Genomic DNA, 16,173 nt, shown 5'->3' with positions numbered 1-16,173 from the left:
GCCACCCGGGAGCCCGGCCCGCCGCACTTCACCCCGTACGCTCGGCCCGCCCCCACTCCTGCCCCCGCCCCCGCACGAAAGGACCCCCTCCCATGACCATCCGCGTGATGCTCGTCGACGACCAGGTGCTGCTGCGCACCGGTTTCCGGATGGTGCTGGCCGCACAACCCGACATGGAGGTCGTCGCGGAGGCGGGCAACGGCGTGGAAGCCCTGGAGGTGCTGCGCACCGCCCAGGTCGACGTGATCCTCATGGACGTACGGATGCCGCACCTGGACGGTGTGGAGGCCACCCGCCGGATCTGCGAGGGCGGGCAGAAGGAAGACGCCCCCAAGGTCCTCATCCTGACCACCTTCGACCTCGACGAATACGCCTTCTCCGCGCTGAAGGCCGGGGCCAGCGGCTTCATGCTCAAGGACGTACCGCCCGGCGAACTCCTCGCCGCGATCCGGGCGGTGGAGAGCGGTGACGCGGTCGTCGCCCCGTCCACCACCCGCCGGCTGCTCGACCGCTTCACCCCCATGCTGCCCGCCACCTCCGCCGAACCGTCCCGGCCCGAGCTGGAACGGCTGACGGAGCGCGAACGGGAGGTGCTGCTGCTGGTCGCCCAGGGACTGTCGAACGGTGAGATCGCGGCACGGCTGGTGCTCTCGGAAGCCACCGTCAAAACCCATGTGGGCCGCATCCTCACCAAGTTGAGCCTCAGGGACCGGGTCCAGGCGGTCGTCCTCGCGTACGAGACCGGGCTGGTGCGGGCCGGGGGCTCGGGGGCGTAGAGCGACGAGGGCGGGCGCGGGCGCGGGAAGAGGGCGCGGCAGGAGCGCCGACGCGGGCCGGGGGCGTACGGGGCGGGTGCGGGGAGGGCACGGCGGAGGCGGGCCGGGGGAGTGGGCCACGACAGCGGACACCGAGGAGAAGGCCCGCGTGCTGGCGTCCGGCGTGGTGGAGGCGAGGGTAGCGACGTGCGCGCAGATCAGCGCTCCCGTCACTTCCGTGTACCGGTGGGAGGGCGGGGTCCAGACGGACCCCGAATGGCAGGTGTTGTTCAAGACCAGCGCCGCCCGCTACGAGGCGCTGGAGGCTCACATCCGGGAGCACCACGACTACGACACCCCGGAGATCATCGCGACTCGAATCACCCACGCTTCGGCGGAGTATCTGGCGTGGGTGGACGCCGAGACGCAGCCCGAGTAGCAGGTCAGGCAACGAGTGCGGCGCGGATGTCCTCGGCGAGGGCCCGCGCCGCTGCCGTGTCTGCGGTCGGCACCAGGTCCGGATGCCGCAACTTTGCGTATGCGGACAGGCTGAGGCTGTCCAGGCGAGCCTGCCGGAAGAAGCACGTCCATGCCTGCTCGCCAGGTGTTCCGTAGTCGAAGGCGGTGTTGGCGCGGCCCAGGGCGCGAACGGCACCCGGCTGGTCTCCGATGCCGGCGGCCCGGTCCAGCACACACTCCAGGGCTCGGCTCACCCGCTGAGCCCGTGCCGCACCAACAGCCAACCGAGTCGCGTCCCTACGCTGACGGCGGGACAGCCCCAGCGAACAGGGAGACCATGATCGACCGCATCGAAGCACTCCTGAACGAAGGCGTCCGCGACAAGGTCTACCCCGGCGCCGTCTGGGCCGTCGGCGACAGCGGCGGCATCCGAGCCAGCGGCACCACCGGAGTCCTGGACCCGGACGAACCCGAGGCACCGATGCGGCCCGACACCGTCTTCGACGCCGCAAGCCTCACCAAGATCCTCGCCGTCTGGTCCTCCATCGGAGCCTTCTGGGAGGACAGCGCCCTCGACCTCGACCAGCCGCTGGGCAGCTTCTGGCCCGAAGCCGCGGGCCGCCCGCTCGGGCAGGTCACCGCCCGGCAGCTGCTCACCCACACCGCCGGCGTCCCCCTGCGAGCCCAGATGAAGAACCTCTACGGCACCGACCCGCAGGCCATCCGCCGCGGCGTGCTGCACGAGGAGCTGCACCGGCCGCCCGGCGAGGCCGTCGAGTACACCGACCGAGCCGCCCTCATCCTCGGCTACCTCGCCGAACACCTCTCCAGCCAGTCCCTGGACCAGGCCGCCGCCGCCCGGACCTGGCAACCGCTCGGCATGGGATCGACCTGCTTCGGCCCGCTGCCCGACCAGGTCGCCGCCCGCTGCGCTCCCACCGAATTCGACCCGGAGACCGACACTCACCTCAAAGGCACAGCCCACGACTTCTCCGCCCGCCCGCTGGGCGGCGTGTGCGGAATCGCCGGCGCCTTCACGATCCGATGATCGAGGAGACAGGCCCTAGCGCAGTACGCCTTCCAGGAAGTCGCTGCCCAGCCGGGCCACCACCTGGAGGTCCAGCTGATGCAGCACATAGCGGCCCCGACGCCGCGTCTGGATCAGACCGGCCTTCTTCAACAGGGCAATGTGCCGCGACACCTCCGGCGCGGTGATGCCGAACGCGGTCGCCAGCTCCCCCGTCGTATGCGGCCCCCGCGACAGCGTCCGGCACAACTGCATCCGCATCGGGTGGGCCAGCGCCTCCAGCCGCTGCTGGACGAGTTCCAGCGCGGCCGGCGCCGGCAACTCCGGCCCGGTGACCGGGTACTGCAGCACGGGGCGCCAGCCCGGAGCGTGGCTGAACACCAGATGCGGCCAGCCGAACGACGTCGGCAGGAAGGTGACGCCCGGATCCCCGGGGCTCGCGAAGGCCGTCGTACGCCCCCGGGCCAGCTTGTCGACCAGGATGCGGATGCCACCGCTGCCGTCCTGCGCCTCCTCCAGGGACAACGCCTTCGACGTCGCGGACAGCGTCTCGGCCAGGCCCTTGTGGCGCAGCAGCTCGGTCTTGTGCCGGGCATCGGCCGCCAGCTGGATGCCCACCCGCCGCCAGATGTCCCCGAAGAACGCCTCCTCGCAGTCCTCGAGCAGGCGACGCAGCCACACCCGCAGGCCGTCCGGGTCGGTGAGCATCCGGTCGGTGAAGGCCGCCTGCCGCGGACCGCGCGCGGCGGCCATCTCCCGTACCCGCGCCCGCTCGTCCGCATCGACGAGGGGCGACGGGGTGGGGCGGGTGTAGCTCGCCGAGCAGGTGATCTCGAACGCGGCGGCCACGAACCGCTCGTCGTCGATCTTGTCCAGCTCGTCCAGCTCCTCGGCCAGCGTCGCCCCGGGGCGGGCCGGCAGCATGATGTCGGTACGGGAGGACCGCCACAGGAAGTCCGCCTCGCACAGCCGGTCGGCCAGGTCGGTCTCCAGCGCCGCGTTGGTGGCGGTGACCCAGCCGTGCAGCCCGGGATGGTGGCCCGGCTCGGAGAGCGCATGCAGCGCGGCGCCCAGCTCCGCCAACGGGGAGGGGGAGAAGACGATGCGCTCCGGCGGCAGCCCGGTGATGTCGATGACGTTGGCCATGCGCCCATCATGCGCGAGTCCGCCACCTGCCCGGACGTCGATTGACGGCTCCCGTCAATCGACGGGCCACGGTCCGCTGGACCGCTCCACAGTGAAGGACATGAACGCCGCTCAGCAGCACCTCCTCGACACCTACCGCGCCGCCCAGCGAGGCGAGGCAGCCCCACCCGCCCCGGGAACCCACACCGTCCGCACCGCCCGGGAGATCAGGCAGTGGCGCCGCTTTCTGGCGGTGGTCACGGACCCCGCCGATCGGCTTCCGGGGCGTGTTCGGCGGGGGGTGGGGGTGGGGGTTGCGGCCTTGCTCCGTCTTCCCCGCCGCCCCCTCCCCCCGCCCCACCCCACCCCGCCCCAGGCCCCCGCCCCCACCTCAGCCCAGCCCGCCCCCACTTCCGCCCACGCTCCGACGCCCGCGCCCACTACCCGTTCCGACGGCACCCCTCAGCCCGCCCCGAGGCTCCGTTCCGACGCGAGGCGATAACCCGCTCCGAGGTGCCGCTCGGACGTGAGGCCGTAGTCCGCTCCGAGGGTCCGCTCCGACGTAAGGGGCATGGGCTCGCCCGCGCCCCCCTCGCCGGCGTCGAGCCCGCGGTCCCGTCGTATGCCGCCCCGCAGCCCGCAGCCCGCAGCCCGCAGCCCGCAGCTCCGTACGCCGCCGTCCGCCGTCCGCCGTCCGCCGTCCGCCGCCCGCCGCCCGCCGTGGCGAGTCTGCGCCCACTCGCCCCGGCCCTGCGGCCCGCTGTCCCGGCCCCGCAACCCGCCGCCCCAGTCCGCGCCCCTCCTCCGTCACCCCAGGACCACGCCGAACCCCGGCGGCACCCCCGCTACCCCGGTGGCACAGACCTCACCCGGCAGCACCCCTTTCCACCTCGGCAACACAAGCCCATCTCGGCAACAAAAGCCCGACCCGATCAGCGCGAGCCCGCCCCGGCAACACAAGCCCGCCCCGATCAGCGCCAGCCCGCCCGGGTGACGCAAGCCTCCCTCGCCCGCATCACCCCCCGACGCGGTCCACGAACGTCACGAACTCCCTGACAGCCGACCGCACTTCGTCCGCCGTCCAGTCCATGGCGGACGCGGCAACCGTCACCTCTGTCAGTGCCACCCCTGGGGGTCCGGCCGGGGCGGGCTCGAACCATCTCTGGAACAGTGCTGTCTTCGTCTCCTCCGCCTGGCGGACGGCGGCCTCGTCGAGCAGCTCGGGCGGGTGCGGAAGCCACACCTGGAACTGATGGGTGTGCGGCACCTCCGGGTGCACCCTGAACCACGGGACGCCGGCCTCGGCCAGGCCCTCGCCCAGCGCGCGGGCCACGACCTTCGCCTGGGCCACGTACTCCGGCAGCCGTGGCAGCTCACGGTCCAGGCCGCTCAGGGCCGTCAGCGCGGCCGGCCACTGCTGGAACAGCTGGCCGCCGTACCGGTGGCGCCAGGTCCGGGCCTCCTCGATGAAGTCCTCGCTGCCCGCGAGCGCGGCGCCCGATATGGCGTCCAGCGACTTGTAGAAGGAGACGTACACGCTGTCCGCGAGGGCCGCGATCTCCGGGAGCGTACGGCCGAAGTGCGGGCCGCACTCCCACAGTCGCGCGCCGTCGAAGTGCACCACCGCATCCCGGTCCCGTGCCGCCGCCACCACTGCCGTCAGCTCGTCCCACGACGGCAGTACGAATCCGGCGTTCCGGAGGGGGAGTTCGAGCGCAAGGGCTCCGAACGGCTCCGCCAGGTCGTAGACCTCGGCCGCGGTCGGCAGCCGTGGAGCGTTGGTCGGATGCACCATGCGCAGCCCGCTGACCACCGCATAGGCGTCGCGCTCATGCACCTCCAGATGCGACAGAGGATGACCGGCGACCGTTGCGTTGCCCGTACGTCCCGCCCAGCAGCGCAGCGCGACCTGCTGGGCCATCGTGCCGGTCGGGAAGAAGGCGGCGGCCTCGGTGCCCAGGGTGTCGGCGGTCCGGCGTTCCAGCTCGCCGACGATGCCGTCGTCGTTGCCGTAGAAGTCGAGCCGGTCGTCCAAGTCGTGGGCGGCCGGGGCATCGGCCACCAAGCGGTCCAGCCGCTCGCGGATCGTCTCCAGGAACGTGTCTCTCGCCAGCACCCGTGCCGCGCCACGGAACGCAGCCCGTCTCCGTGCCCGCTCGACCGAGGCGGCATCCCCCGCGACCGAGGCGGCATCCCCCGCGGCCGGCGCGGCATCCTTCGCGGTCGGCGCGGCATCCCCCTCGCCCGGAGCGCCGCCCGAGGCCTCCCCGCAGACACCGCTCGAACCCTCGGACACCGAGCCCCCGGAAGCGCCCCCGGAAGCACCGTCCGAAGGATGCCCCGAAGTGCCGTCGGAGTCGGAGGGACCAGCCGACGTGCTCTCGGAAGGAGGACCCGAAAGGCCGTCGGAAGAACGCCGCGAAGCCCCGTCGGAGAGACGCCCCGCATCGCGCCCCGGGACTTCCCGCGAGCCCGCGTCCCTGCTGCTGCCGTCGTCCGCTTCCCTGTCCCGCATGCGCCTCATGTGCCCCCCCTGGCTGCTGCTTCTCGCACGCTCTCCGCGCGTCACTGCATCGAGCATGGCTCAGCCCCGCGCCGAGCCGCGACCCCTGTGGATAACTCTCGCGAGAGACCCCCGTCTCACCTTCCGTACAGCTCTGAGGGCTGCCGGAAACACTCGCGTAGCATGGCGAGGAATCGTCCGGTACCCCCCGCGGACTGGAACGGAAGGCCATCGCCGCGTGAATGCAATGCCACCCACCGAGGCCCATGACCGCCCCGCCCGGCTGACCGTCGGAGTCGTCGGCGCGGGCCGTGTCGGGCCCGCCCTCGCCGCTTCGCTGCAGCTCGCAGGGCATCGTCCGGTTGCCGTGTCGGGCGTCTCCGACGCCTCCGTGCGACGTGCCGCCGAGCTGCTGCCCGACGTCCCGCTGGTCACCCCGGCCGAGGTGCTCGCCCGCGCCGACCTCGTCCTGCTGACGGTCCCCGACGACGCCCTGGCCGACCTGGTGAGCGGCCTCGCCGAGACCGGCGCCGTACGGCCCGGCCAGCTGCTGGTGCACACCTCGGGCCGGTACGGAACCGCGGTGCTGGACCCGGCCACCCGTGCCGGCGCCCTGCCGCTCGCCCTGCATCCGGCCATGACGTTCACCGGCACCTCCGTGGACGTCCAGCGGCTGGCGGGCTGCTCGTTCGGGGTGACCTCGCCCGACGAGCTGCGGATGGCCGCCGAGGCGCTGGTCATCGAGATGGGCGGGGAGCCCGAGTGGATCGCGGAATCAGCGCGTCCGCTCTACCACGCGGCGCTCGCCATCGGTGCAAACCACCTGGTCACGCTCGTGGCCCAGTCGATGGACCTGCTGCGCGACGCGGGGGTGCAGGCCCCGGACCGGATGCTGGGGCCGCTGCTCGGCGCCGCCCTGGACAACGCGCTGCGGTCGGGTGACGCGGCGCTGACCGGCCCGGTCGCACGGGGTGACGCCGGCACGGTCGCCGCCCATATCGCGGAGCTGCGCCGGCACGCGCCGCAGAGCGTCGCCGGGTACGTCGCCATGGCCCGTACGACCGCGGACCGCGCGCTGGACCACGGTCTGCTGAAGCCGGAACTGGCCGAGGACCTGCTCGACGTCCTCGCGGACTCCGGCGAACGCCCCGCCTCCGGCCCCCGGCCCGGGAACGCGCCGAGCACCTCCACTCCCGATACACCCGGCGCGGACCCCGACGCACCTGGCGCGGACCCGGACGCCCCCGGCCCGAACACTGAGGGCCCCGAGGCCCCCGGCCCGGCCTCCGAAGGTCCCGACGCCCCGGAGCCCGGCCCCGACGCCCCCGACCACGGCCCCGAAGGAGGCGACCGATGACCTCCTCGCCGCAGAGTCCGGACCCGGCCCGCCCCCTGGACGCGAGCCGCGACGCCCAGCCCATGGACGCGGGCCGCGAGGCGCAGTCCACCGAAGCGAGCCACCAGGACCCGCCCGTGGACGCGAGCCACCCCGCCCACCCCACCCCCCTCGTCCACACCGCCGCCGCCCTGCGCGCGCTGCCCCGCCGTGCCGGCGCCCGTGCCGTCGTCATGACCATGGGCGCACTCCACGAGGGCCACGCCACCTTGGTCCGCGCCGCCCGTCGCCGGGTCGGCCCGCAGGGCCAGGTCGTCGTCACGGTCTTCGTCAACCCGCTGCAGTTCGGCGCCGGGGAGGACCTGGACCGCTATCCGCGCACCCTGGACGCGGATGTCGAGCTGGCCGTCGCGGCGGGCGCGGACGCCGTCTTCGCCCCGTCCGTCGACGAGGTCTACCCGGGCGGGGAACCGCAGATCCGGATCGCCGCGGGCCCCATGGGGACCCTCCTGGAAGGCGCCAGCCGCCCCGGTCACTTCGACGGCGTCCTGACCGTCGTCGCCAAGCTGCTCCACCTGACCGCGCCGGACCTCGCCCTCTACGGGCAGAAGGACGCCCAGCAGCTCGCGGTCATCACGCGGATGGCCGCCGACCTCAACTTCCCCGTCGAGATCATCGGCGTTCCCACGGTGCGCGAGGAGGACGGCCTGGCCCTCTCCAGCCGCAACCGTTACCTCTCGGTCCCGGAGCGGAGCACCGCGCTCGCACTGTCTGCGGCGCTGTTCGCGGCCCGTGACCGGCTCGCCGCCGAGGAGGCGCTGCGCGCCCGCGCCGCCTCCGTGGGCCACGCGGCCCAGCACCGTTCTGCGGCCCTGGCCGCCCTCGGCGAGGACCGGGCGGCCGCCGACGCACACGCGGTCGCCTACGCCGCTGCGGGACCCCCGCACGGCCCCTCCGTGGCCCGGGCCGCGGCCCGGGCGGTGCTGGCGGACGCCGCCCGCCTCGACCCGCCGCTCACGCTGGACTACCTGGCCCTGGTCGATCCGTCCGACTTCACCGAGGTCCCGGACGCGTACGAGGGCGAGGCCATCCTCGCGGTCGCCGCGAAGGTCGGCACCACGCGACTGATCGACAACATCCGGCTGGTTTTCGGAGCCGGACGACCGCAGGCGACGGCCGCCCACCAGGACGGCACCACCACGCAGGACTCCGGCACCACCCGGGGCTCCGGCACCACGCAGGGCCCCACCACGGACGCGGCGGCGGCCACTCCTGCAGCTTCCCCCGCCCCTGCCCCTTCCGTCGCCCCCGCTTCCACCTCCACACCCGCTTCCACCGCACCCGCCACACCCCCAACCACCCCCCAAGGCCCCCTCGGAGCGACCCGATGACCGCCACCGGAACAGGCACCGGCCCCGGCCCCGTCCCAGGCACCGGCATACGCCTGCAGGCCCCCGCCCCCGGCTGGTCCATCGAAGCCGATGTCGTGGTCGTGGGCTCCGGGGTGGCCGGCCTGACCGCCGCGCTGCGCTGCGCCGCGGCCGGCCGCCGCACCGTCGTCGTCACCAAGGCCCGCCTGGACGACGGCTCCACGCGCTGGGCACAGGGCGGTATCGCGGCGGCTCTCGGCGACGGCGACACCCCGGAGCAGCACCTGGCCGACACCCTCGTGGCCGGCGCCGGACTGTGCGACGAGGCGGCCGTCCGGACCCTGGTCACCGAGGGCCCGGACGCCGTGCACCGGCTGATCCGGACCGGCGCCCGCTTCGACACCGCACCGGGCAGCGACGAGATAGCGCTCACCCGCGAGGGCGGGCACCACCGCCGCCGTATCGCGCACGCCGGCGGCGACGCCACCGGGGCCGAGATCTCCCGCGCGCTCGTCGAGGCGGTCCGCGCCGCCGGGCTGCGCACGGTCGAGAACGCCCTCGTCCTCGACCTGCTCACGGACCCCGACGGCCATACGTCCGGCGTCACCCTGCACGTGATGGGGGAGGGCCAGCACGACGGCGTCGGGGCCGTACACGCCCCCTCGGTGGTGCTCGCCACCGGCGGCATGGGGCAGGTCTTCTCCGCGACCACCAACCCGGCGGTCTCCACCGGCGACGGGGTGGCGCTGGCACTGCGCGCCGGCGCGGAGATCTCCGACCTGGAATTCGTCCAATTCCACCCCACCGTCCTGTATTTGGGCCCGGAAGCGGAGGGCCAGCAGCCGCTGATCTCCGAGGCCGTACGGGGCGAGGGCGCCCACCTCGTCGACGCCGACGGCACCCGCTTCATGGTCGGGCAGCACGAGCTCGCCGAGCTGGCGCCGCGCGACATCGTCGCCAAGGCGATCATGCGCCGGGCGCACGAACAGGGCGTCGAGCACATGTACTTGGACGGCAGGCACTTCGGTGCGCAGATGTGGGAGACGCGTTTCCCGACCATCCTCGCCGCCTGCCGCAGCCACGGCATCGACCCGGTCACCGAGCCGATACCGGTCGCCCCGGCCGCGCACTACGCCTCCGGCGGCGTCCGCACCGACCTGCGCGGACGCACCACGGTCCCGGGCCTCTACGCATGCGGCGAGGTCGCCTGCACCGGCGTCCACGGCGCCAACCGGCTCGCCTCCAACTCCCTCCTGGAGGGCCTGGTCTTCGCGGAGCGGATCGCCGCGGACATCGCCGAAGGCCCCGCGCCGGCGTCCGCCACACACCCCGATCCGGCGCTCACCCCGGCGCCCGCCACGGACCCCGCCCCGGCATCCGCGCCGCGCACCACCCTCCCGCTCCTCGCCCCCGAAACCCGTACCGCCGTGCAGCGGACCATGACCGCCGGCGCAGGCGTGCTGCGCAGCGCCGGGAGCCTCGCCCACGCCGCCGCCGAACTGGACCGCCTCCACCGCGAGGCGACGGAGGCGAGCGCCGGCACCACCCACAAGTCCCCCGAGCCCGGCGTGGAAGCCTGGGAGGCGACCAACCTGCTGTGCGTCGCCCGGGTGCTGGTCGCCGCGGCACAGCGCCGAGCGGAGACCCGCGGCTGCCATTGGCGCGAGGACCACCCGGACCGCGACGATGCCTCCTGGCGCCGGCACTTCCGCATCACCCTGGATGCGGACCGCGCGCTGACCCTCCATACGACGGCGACCGCCGATTTCCCGCCGACCACGGCCCCCTGACCACCGGCCCATCGATCTCCCCGCCCGCCAAGACAGCCCCCCGCAGCCCCTCCTCCCCGAAAACGGAGCCCAGCCCGTGAGCAGCACCCGCGACGACCTCCCCCTCCTCCAGATCGGCGGGCCCACCGGCGGTGCCTCCGCCTCGGGGTCCCCCCAGACAGCGTCTGGGGGAGGCTGCGGCGACGCCTGCGGCTGCGGCGGCGACGAGGGCACCTACGAACTCGACCCGCTGACCTGCGGTCTCGACCCCGACCTCGCCGCCCTCCTGGTGGCCGCCGGGCTCGACCCCGTACAGGTCGAGGACATCGCGCACCTCGCCGTCGAGGAGGACCTCGACCAGGGCGTGGACGTCACGACCGTGGCCACCGTCCCCGAGGACGCGGTCGCCACCGGCGACTTCACGGCCCGTGAGGCCGGTACGGTCGCCGGGCTGCGGATCGCCGAGGCGGTGCTGTCCATCGTGTGCACCGACGAGTTCGCGGTCGAGCGGCACGTCGAGGACGGCGACCGGGTCGCGGCCGGCACCCCGCTCCTGAGCGTCACCACCCGCACCCGCGACCTGCTCACCGCCGAGCGCAGCGCGCTGAACATCCTGTGCCGGCTGTCGGGCATCGCGACCGCGACCCGGGCCTGGGCGGACGCCCTGGAGGGCACGCGGGCCAGGGTCCGCGACACCCGTAAGACGACGCCGGGGCTGCGCTCCCTGGAGAAGTTCGCGGTGCGCTGCGGCGGCGGCGTCAACCACCGGATGTCGCTGTCGGACGCGGCGCTGATCAAGGACAACCACGTGGTCGCGGCGGGCGGCGTCGCCGAGGCGTTCACGGCCGTACGGGCCGAGTTCCCCGGTGTGCCGATCGAGGTGGAGGTCGACCGGATCGACCAGATCCCGCCGATCCTCGCCGAGGGCGCCGACCTGATCCTGCTGGACAACTTCACCCCGGAGCAGACCCGGGAGGCCGTGGAGCTGGTCGCCGGGCGCGCCATGCTGGAGTCGTCGGGCCGGCTGACCCTGGACAACGCCCGCACCTACGCCGAGACCGGCGTCGACTACCTCGCGGTGGGGGCGCTCACGCACTCCTCCCCGATCCTCGACATCGGCCTCGACCTGCGCGAGGACGACGGCCAGGCGGCCCAGGGCGCGGACGACGACGTGCGCGAGGGCAGCTGACCGCCATGCTGCCGACCATCGACGCAGGGAACACCCGCCCACCCGTCGCCCCGCCCGCCACCCCAGGCGGGACCGCCGTGCGTGACGTGACCCGGAGGCGGTGCGGAGCATGCTGCTGACCATCGACGTGGGAAACACCCACACCGTGCTCGGCCTCTTCGACGGCGAGGAGATCGTCGAGCACTGGCGGATCTCCACCGACGCCCGGCGCACCGCCGACGAGCTCGCGGTCCTCCTCCAGGGCCTGATGGGCATGCACCCGCTGCTCGGCGACGACCTGGGCGACGGCATCGAGGGCATCTCCATCTGCTCCACGGTCCCCTCCGTCCTGCACGAGCTGCGGGAGGTGACCCGCCGCTACTACGGCGACGTGCCCGCGGTCCTGGTGGAGCCGGGCGTCAAGACGGGCGTGCCGATCCTGATGGACAACCCGAAGGAGGTCGGCGCCGACCGGATCATCAACGCCCTGGCGGCCGTCGAGCTCTACGGCGGGCCCGCGGTGGTCGTCGACTTCGGCACGGCCACCACCTTCGACGCGGTCAGCGCGCGCGGCGAGTACGTCGGCGGCGTGATCGCGCCGGGCATCGAGATCTCCGTGGACGCGCTGGGCGTCAAGGGCGCCCAGCTCCGCAAGATCGAACTGGCCCGGCCGCGCAGCGTCATCGGCAAGAACACCGTGGAGGCCATGCAGTCCGGCATCCTCTACGGCTTCACGGGCCAGGTCGACGGCGTGGTGACGCGGATGGCGCGCGAGCTGGCCGAGGACCCGGACGAGGTGACCGTGATCGCCACCGGCGGGCTGGCGCCGATGGTGCTCGGCGAGTCCTCGGTGATCGACTCGCACGAGCCGTGGCTCACCCTCATCGGGCTGCGGCTGGTCTACGAGCGGAACATCGCCCGGTCGTAGGGACGGGTTCCTCCCAGCCGTGGGGACCGGTTTCCCCCGGTCGTGGGGCGCGGGGGCATCGCCCGTCGTGGGGCGGGGCTCCCGGCCGGCCGCGGCGAAGCAGCCGCCGGGCCGTCGCGGGACACCGCCCGGCCCGTGCGGCCTTTCCCGGCGCCGGGCGTCCGGTGGTGCGGCTCGCTGCCGCGCCACCGTTCACGAATTAAGCGGCTTTTGTCGAAAACGGTCGTAAAGTCGCCACATGCCAATGCCAAACGGAACCCGCGGCGGCATGGCGTTCAGCGCCGATGAGTTGCGTGTGCTCCGTCGCGCCCTCGCCCATGCCCTGCAGACGACGTCCCACCCCGCCCCGCTCGGCGCCCTCGGGCCCGAGTGGTCGCAGGACATCCAGGAATATCTCCGGCTGGCCGAGGCGGTCGACGAGGCGGTCCGCGAAGGCGGCCGGCTGCGTGCCTTCCTGCTCGCCGACCTCGCCCGATACCGCGAAGCCCTGCCCGGCTCCGCCGTCGGCTACCTCGCGCAGCTGGCCGAGGCGCTGGCGGCCGGCCATGTCCCCGGCCCCGACGACCTCGCCGCCCTGCGCTCCCTGACCGCGCGGCCCGCCGGCCGGACCGAGCGCGCTCGCCGCAGCGCCCTGCTGCGGCACTGCGAGCAGCTGGCCGAACAATCCGTACGGACCCGGCTTCGCGCGCTGCCGGGCGGCCGCTCGGCCACCCGCGACGGGCGGGAACCGGAGCCCGAGCGGAAGCCCAAGCCGGAGCGCAAGCCGGAGCCCGCGCCGTCACCCCCCAAGACGCCGCGGCCGGACCGGCCGATCCCCACGCCGGGCGAGGTGTTCCCGCCCCGCCGCAGGCCCGCCCCGCCCCCCGAGAGCCGCACCGCCTGAGCGCTGCGTACTCTGGAATCTCACGCCCCAAAGGAGGCCGAAAGCCATGGATTACGTCGCAGCGCTGCTCCCGCCCGTAGTGATGGCCGTGGCCTTCACCGCTCTGATCGTGACGATCGTCAAGAGCCAGGGCGGGGCGAACAAGGCCAAGGAGGACGCCGCGGTGGACGCCGCGCTCTCCCGCGCCGAATCCGCCGGCCAGGAGCCCACGGCGCACGGCGCCTGAGCCGCCCGCCGCCCGTCCGGCGGCCCGCGCGCACGGTACGGCCCGGGAGGGAGTGTCCCCGGGCCGTACCTCCTTTTTCCGGCCCAAACGCAACGAGATCAACGGGCAATCGCGACATCTCCCACTATTGTTCTTGTGTGCCGAGACGCTTGGGTGATCTGGAAGACGCGGTCATGACGCGGGTCTGGGAGTGGAACCGCCCGGTCACCGTTCGAGAAGTCCTGGAAGATCTGCAGAAGGAACGGTCGATCGCCTACACCACGGTCATGACCGTATTGGACAACCTGCATCAGAAGGGCTGGGTGCGCCGCGAAGCAGAAGGCCGCGCCTATCGATATGAGGCCGTCTCCACCCGCGCCGCCTACGCCGCCGCACTGATGAACGAAGCATGGTCCGCCAGTGACAACCCCGCGGCCGCCCTTGTGGCCTTCTTCGGCATGATGTCGCCGGAACAGCGGCACGCCCTGCGCGACGCCGTACGGATGGTGCAAGTCGACGACCCCGCGGAAGACGCGGAACAACAGGCACCCCGGCCCGAAGAGGCCGCGCCCGCGCAAGAAGGCGAACCGCAAGCGGCACCGGAAGGCGCCGGGGAACCCGGACCGGCCGAAGGGGACGAACCCGGGGCGAGTGCCACCGGCAACGGGCGATAGCGTCCCCGCATGCCTCCGCATTCAAAAGGCCTCACCGTCCGCCGTGCCAGGACCGCCGATGTGCCGGCCGTACGCCGCCTCATCGACTCCTACTCACGGGACGGGATCCTGCTCGACAAAGCCACCGTCACGCTTTACGAGGACATCCAGGAGTTCTGGGTGGCCGAGCGGGACGAAGATGCCGAGGTCGTCGGCTGTGGAGCACTCCACGTCATGTGGGAAGACCTCGCCGAGGTCCGCACCCTGGCCGTGGATCCGCGCCTGAAGGGATCGGGTGTCGGCCACCAAGTCCTGGACAAGCTGCTGCGCACTGCCAGCTGGCTCGGAGTGCGGCGCATTTTCTGTCTCACCTTCGAAGTCGACTTCTTCACCAAGCACGGCTTCGTAGAGATCGGCGAAGCTCCGGTAGACGGTGATGTCTACAGTGAGCTGCTGCGTTCCTATGACGAGGGCGTTGCGGAGTTCCTGGGCCTCGAACGAGTGAAGCCCAACACCCTGGGTAACAGCCGGATGCTTCTGCACCTGTGATGAGTGTTCTATGTCCGAATCGCTCCCCTATCTCATGGCTACGGAAGCATGCGTTCCCCGGTCTGCGGGCAAGTGAACCCTACCCAAGGGTTTGTGTTTTTCCCGGAAAAGCGGTTTGCTTTCCGTCGTAATCCGCATTCGATGAAAGGGAAACCGGTGGCACAGAAGGTTCAGGTTCTTCTTGTCGACGACCTCAACGGTGGCGAGGCGGACGAGACGGTGACGTTCGCTCTCGACGGCAAGTCCTACGAGATCGACCTCTCCGAGGGCAACGCGCAGAAGCTGCGCGACTCGCTTGCCGACTTCGTGAAGGCGGGTCGCCGCACCGGTGGCCGCGCTTCTTCGGGCCGTGGCAAGTCGCGTGCTGCGGCTTCCGGCGGCAGCCAGGACACCGCGAAGATCCGCGCCTGGGCGAAGGAGAACGGCTACAACGTCAATGACCGTGGCCGCGTCCCCGCCGACATTCGTGAGGCATTCGAGAAGGCCAACGGCTGATCGCCGTACGCGCGGTCCGATTGGGCATTACGAGCACGCCGCAACCGGGCACGGTGGCACTCCGTCGCTGCCGCGCTCACGAGCCGTACGAGGTCGGGGGCGCCCCCAACGTCCCCGATTCCTGTCCCGAACCCCGTGGTGGGCAGGGAATTCTCCGCCTCGTACCCGGGCCGGGGAGGCCGCACCCATCCCGCGGCCTCCCGCGAGCCGAATCCGTTTGAGAGTGCCGTGCCCCCCGGGAACGCCGGGGCGGGCATCCGGTCTCCGGTCCCACGCGTCGTGAGATCCGCCGCGAGTGCGCCCCACTCCAGCCATTCCAGGATTCCCGGAACTTCTTCCGCGCCACCGGCCGCGATGAGCATGAGCAATTTCGGCCGATCACCCGGGTGTTTCCCGTCGCATCCGGCCCGAAGGAGCGCCACGGGGCCGGTGCGCGGCAGTCGCCGTATTACGGCACCCCCCGCATCGGCCGGCATCTCCAGGACATCGAAGCGCGACCCCGTCAGCAGCTCCACCGGCCCCGTTGCGGTGGTCGGCCAGCCCAGCTCCTCCTCGTACCGGCGGCGAAGCACGCCGGGAGGGGTGAGGGGGCTGCGGGGGACGAGGGGACCGCGGGGGCGCGGAAGTACGCGGGCCATGCCCCGTGCAACTGCCGGAAACCCGGGAAGTTACGCTGAGTGGAGACGCTGATACGCACCGTGCCCGCACAAGGGGGGCGCGAGGGGCGTCCGGTGGTGTGCGGGTGTTCGCCCGTAGCGGATGGAAGGGCTCTGCGCCGCATGGAGTGTCAGTGCCTGCGGGTAAGACAGTCTCAGTGGGAAGAGACGGTGTGACCGGCGCCCGAGGCGCCTCTCCCCGGCTGAGGGCCGGCGGCGGACGGCGTGTCGGTACAGGGCGCGTTCGCCACGGGCGTAGTGGCAGAGGGCGTATATGCCTGGCCTGCGGGAA

The 16,173-nt window shown here is 72.8% G+C and carries 15 protein-coding genes and 2 pseudogenes; 13 read left to right on the top strand and 4 right to left on the bottom strand.

Going from position 1 to position 16,173, the window contains the following annotated elements:
• The first annotated feature begins 92 nt into the window (after window positions 1-92).
• Together Scani_RS08565 and cutA are read left to right on the top strand one after the other, a co-directional pair.
• The gene (locus Scani_RS08565) at window positions 93-776 is read left to right on the top strand and encodes a response regulator (protein WP_159471539.1); all 684 of its coding nucleotides are present in this window, start codon (window positions 93-95) and stop codon (window positions 774-776) included.
• 76 nt (window positions 777-852) lie between these two features.
• A complete protein-coding gene (gene cutA / locus Scani_RS08560) occupies window positions 853-1,194 on the top strand; it encodes a divalent-cation tolerance protein CutA (protein WP_159471537.1) in 342 nt (113 codons plus the stop codon).
• A 4-nt stretch (window positions 1,195-1,198) separates the two neighbouring features.
• On the opposite strand, the gene Scani_RS08555 is transcribed toward cutA, so the two are convergent.
• Window positions 1,199-1,468, bottom strand: a complete 270-nt coding sequence (locus tag Scani_RS08555; protein ID WP_159471535.1) for a hypothetical protein — start codon at window positions 1,466-1,468, stop codon at window positions 1,199-1,201.
• Between the two features lie 83 nt (window positions 1,469-1,551).
• Between Scani_RS08555 and Scani_RS08550 the strand changes: the two are divergent.
• Window positions 1,552-2,256 (top strand): annotated as a pseudogene (locus tag Scani_RS08550) (serine hydrolase domain-containing protein); the annotation flags it as partial.
• A gap of 21 nt (window positions 2,257-2,277) precedes the next feature.
• Here Scani_RS08550 and Scani_RS08545 read toward each other — a convergent pair.
• Together Scani_RS08545 and Scani_RS08540 are read right to left on the bottom strand one after the other, a co-directional pair.
• Window positions 2,278-3,387: a DUF5937 family protein gene (locus tag Scani_RS08545; protein ID WP_159471533.1), complete on the bottom strand. Its 1,110-nt coding sequence runs from the start codon at window positions 3,385-3,387 to the stop codon at window positions 2,278-2,280.
• A 994-nt stretch (window positions 3,388-4,381) separates the two neighbouring features.
• Window positions 4,382-5,662 (bottom strand): threonine aldolase family protein, encoded by a 1,281-nt coding sequence (locus Scani_RS08540; protein ID WP_159471531.1) that lies wholly within the window; start codon window positions 5,660-5,662, stop codon window positions 4,382-4,384.
• Between the two features lie 454 nt (window positions 5,663-6,116).
• On the opposite strand from Scani_RS08540, the gene Scani_RS08535 reads away from it, so the two are divergent.
• The 10 genes and pseudogenes from Scani_RS08535 to Scani_RS08490 all read left to right on the top strand — a co-directional run bounded on the left by Scani_RS08535 (window position 6,117) and on the right by Scani_RS08490 (window position 15,225).
• Window positions 6,117-7,226 (top strand): Rossmann-like and DUF2520 domain-containing protein, encoded by a 1,110-nt coding sequence (locus Scani_RS08535; protein WP_159471916.1) that lies wholly within the window; start codon window positions 6,117-6,119, stop codon window positions 7,224-7,226.
• Window positions 7,227-7,288: 62 nt separating this feature from the next.
• Window positions 7,289-8,362 (top strand): annotated as a pseudogene (gene panC / locus Scani_RS08530) (pantoate--beta-alanine ligase); the annotation flags it as partial.
• A 230-nt stretch (window positions 8,363-8,592) separates the two neighbouring features.
• Window positions 8,593-10,365 (top strand): L-aspartate oxidase, encoded by a 1,773-nt coding sequence (locus Scani_RS08525; RefSeq protein WP_159471529.1) that lies wholly within the window; start codon window positions 8,593-8,595, stop codon window positions 10,363-10,365.
• Window positions 10,366-10,441: 76 nt separating this feature from the next.
• A complete protein-coding gene (nadC, locus tag Scani_RS08520) occupies window positions 10,442-11,533 on the top strand; it encodes a carboxylating nicotinate-nucleotide diphosphorylase (RefSeq protein ID WP_159471527.1) in 1,092 nt (363 codons plus the stop codon).
• Window positions 11,534-11,642: 109 nt separating this feature from the next.
• On the top strand, window positions 11,643-12,440 hold the full coding sequence (locus Scani_RS08515) for a type III pantothenate kinase (protein WP_159471525.1): 798 nt from the start codon (window positions 11,643-11,645) through the stop codon (window positions 12,438-12,440).
• A 268-nt stretch (window positions 12,441-12,708) separates the two neighbouring features.
• Entirely contained in the window at window positions 12,709-13,323 is a 615-nt protein-coding gene (locus tag Scani_RS08510) for a hypothetical protein (protein WP_159471912.1), read from the top strand.
• A 46-nt stretch (window positions 13,324-13,369) separates the two neighbouring features.
• Window positions 13,370-13,549: a hypothetical protein gene (locus tag Scani_RS08505; protein WP_159471523.1), complete on the top strand. Its 180-nt coding sequence runs from the start codon at window positions 13,370-13,372 to the stop codon at window positions 13,547-13,549.
• A 173-nt stretch (window positions 13,550-13,722) separates the two neighbouring features.
• Complete coding sequence (locus tag Scani_RS08500; protein WP_246295622.1) at window positions 13,723-14,202, top strand: BlaI/MecI/CopY family transcriptional regulator; 480 nt, start codon at window positions 13,723-13,725, stop codon at window positions 14,200-14,202.
• A 9-nt stretch (window positions 14,203-14,211) separates the two neighbouring features.
• Entirely contained in the window at window positions 14,212-14,730 is a 519-nt protein-coding gene (locus Scani_RS08495; protein ID WP_159471520.1) for an amino-acid N-acetyltransferase, read from the top strand.
• A gap of 156 nt (window positions 14,731-14,886) precedes the next feature.
• Window positions 14,887-15,225 carry a histone-like nucleoid-structuring protein Lsr2 gene (locus tag Scani_RS08490; protein WP_159471910.1) on the top strand — a complete coding sequence of 113 codons (339 nt, stop codon included), beginning with the start codon at window positions 14,887-14,889 and terminating at the stop codon, window positions 15,223-15,225.
• On the opposite strand, the gene Scani_RS40700 is transcribed toward Scani_RS08490, so the two are convergent.
• Window positions 15,156-15,863, bottom strand: a complete 708-nt coding sequence (locus Scani_RS40700; protein ID WP_246295562.1) for an SCO3374 family protein — start codon at window positions 15,861-15,863, stop codon at window positions 15,156-15,158. The two genes, Scani_RS08490 and Scani_RS40700, sit on opposite strands and share 70 nt — an antisense overlap.
• Window positions 15,864-16,173 lie beyond the last annotated feature (310 nt).

The organism is Streptomyces caniferus, from assembly GCF_009811555.1.
Classification (GTDB): Bacteria; Actinomycetota; Actinomycetes; order Streptomycetales; family Streptomycetaceae; genus Streptomyces; species Streptomyces caniferus.
Note: the sequence above shows the minus strand (reverse complement) of the source record. Positions and strands in the feature narration are given on the sequence as shown.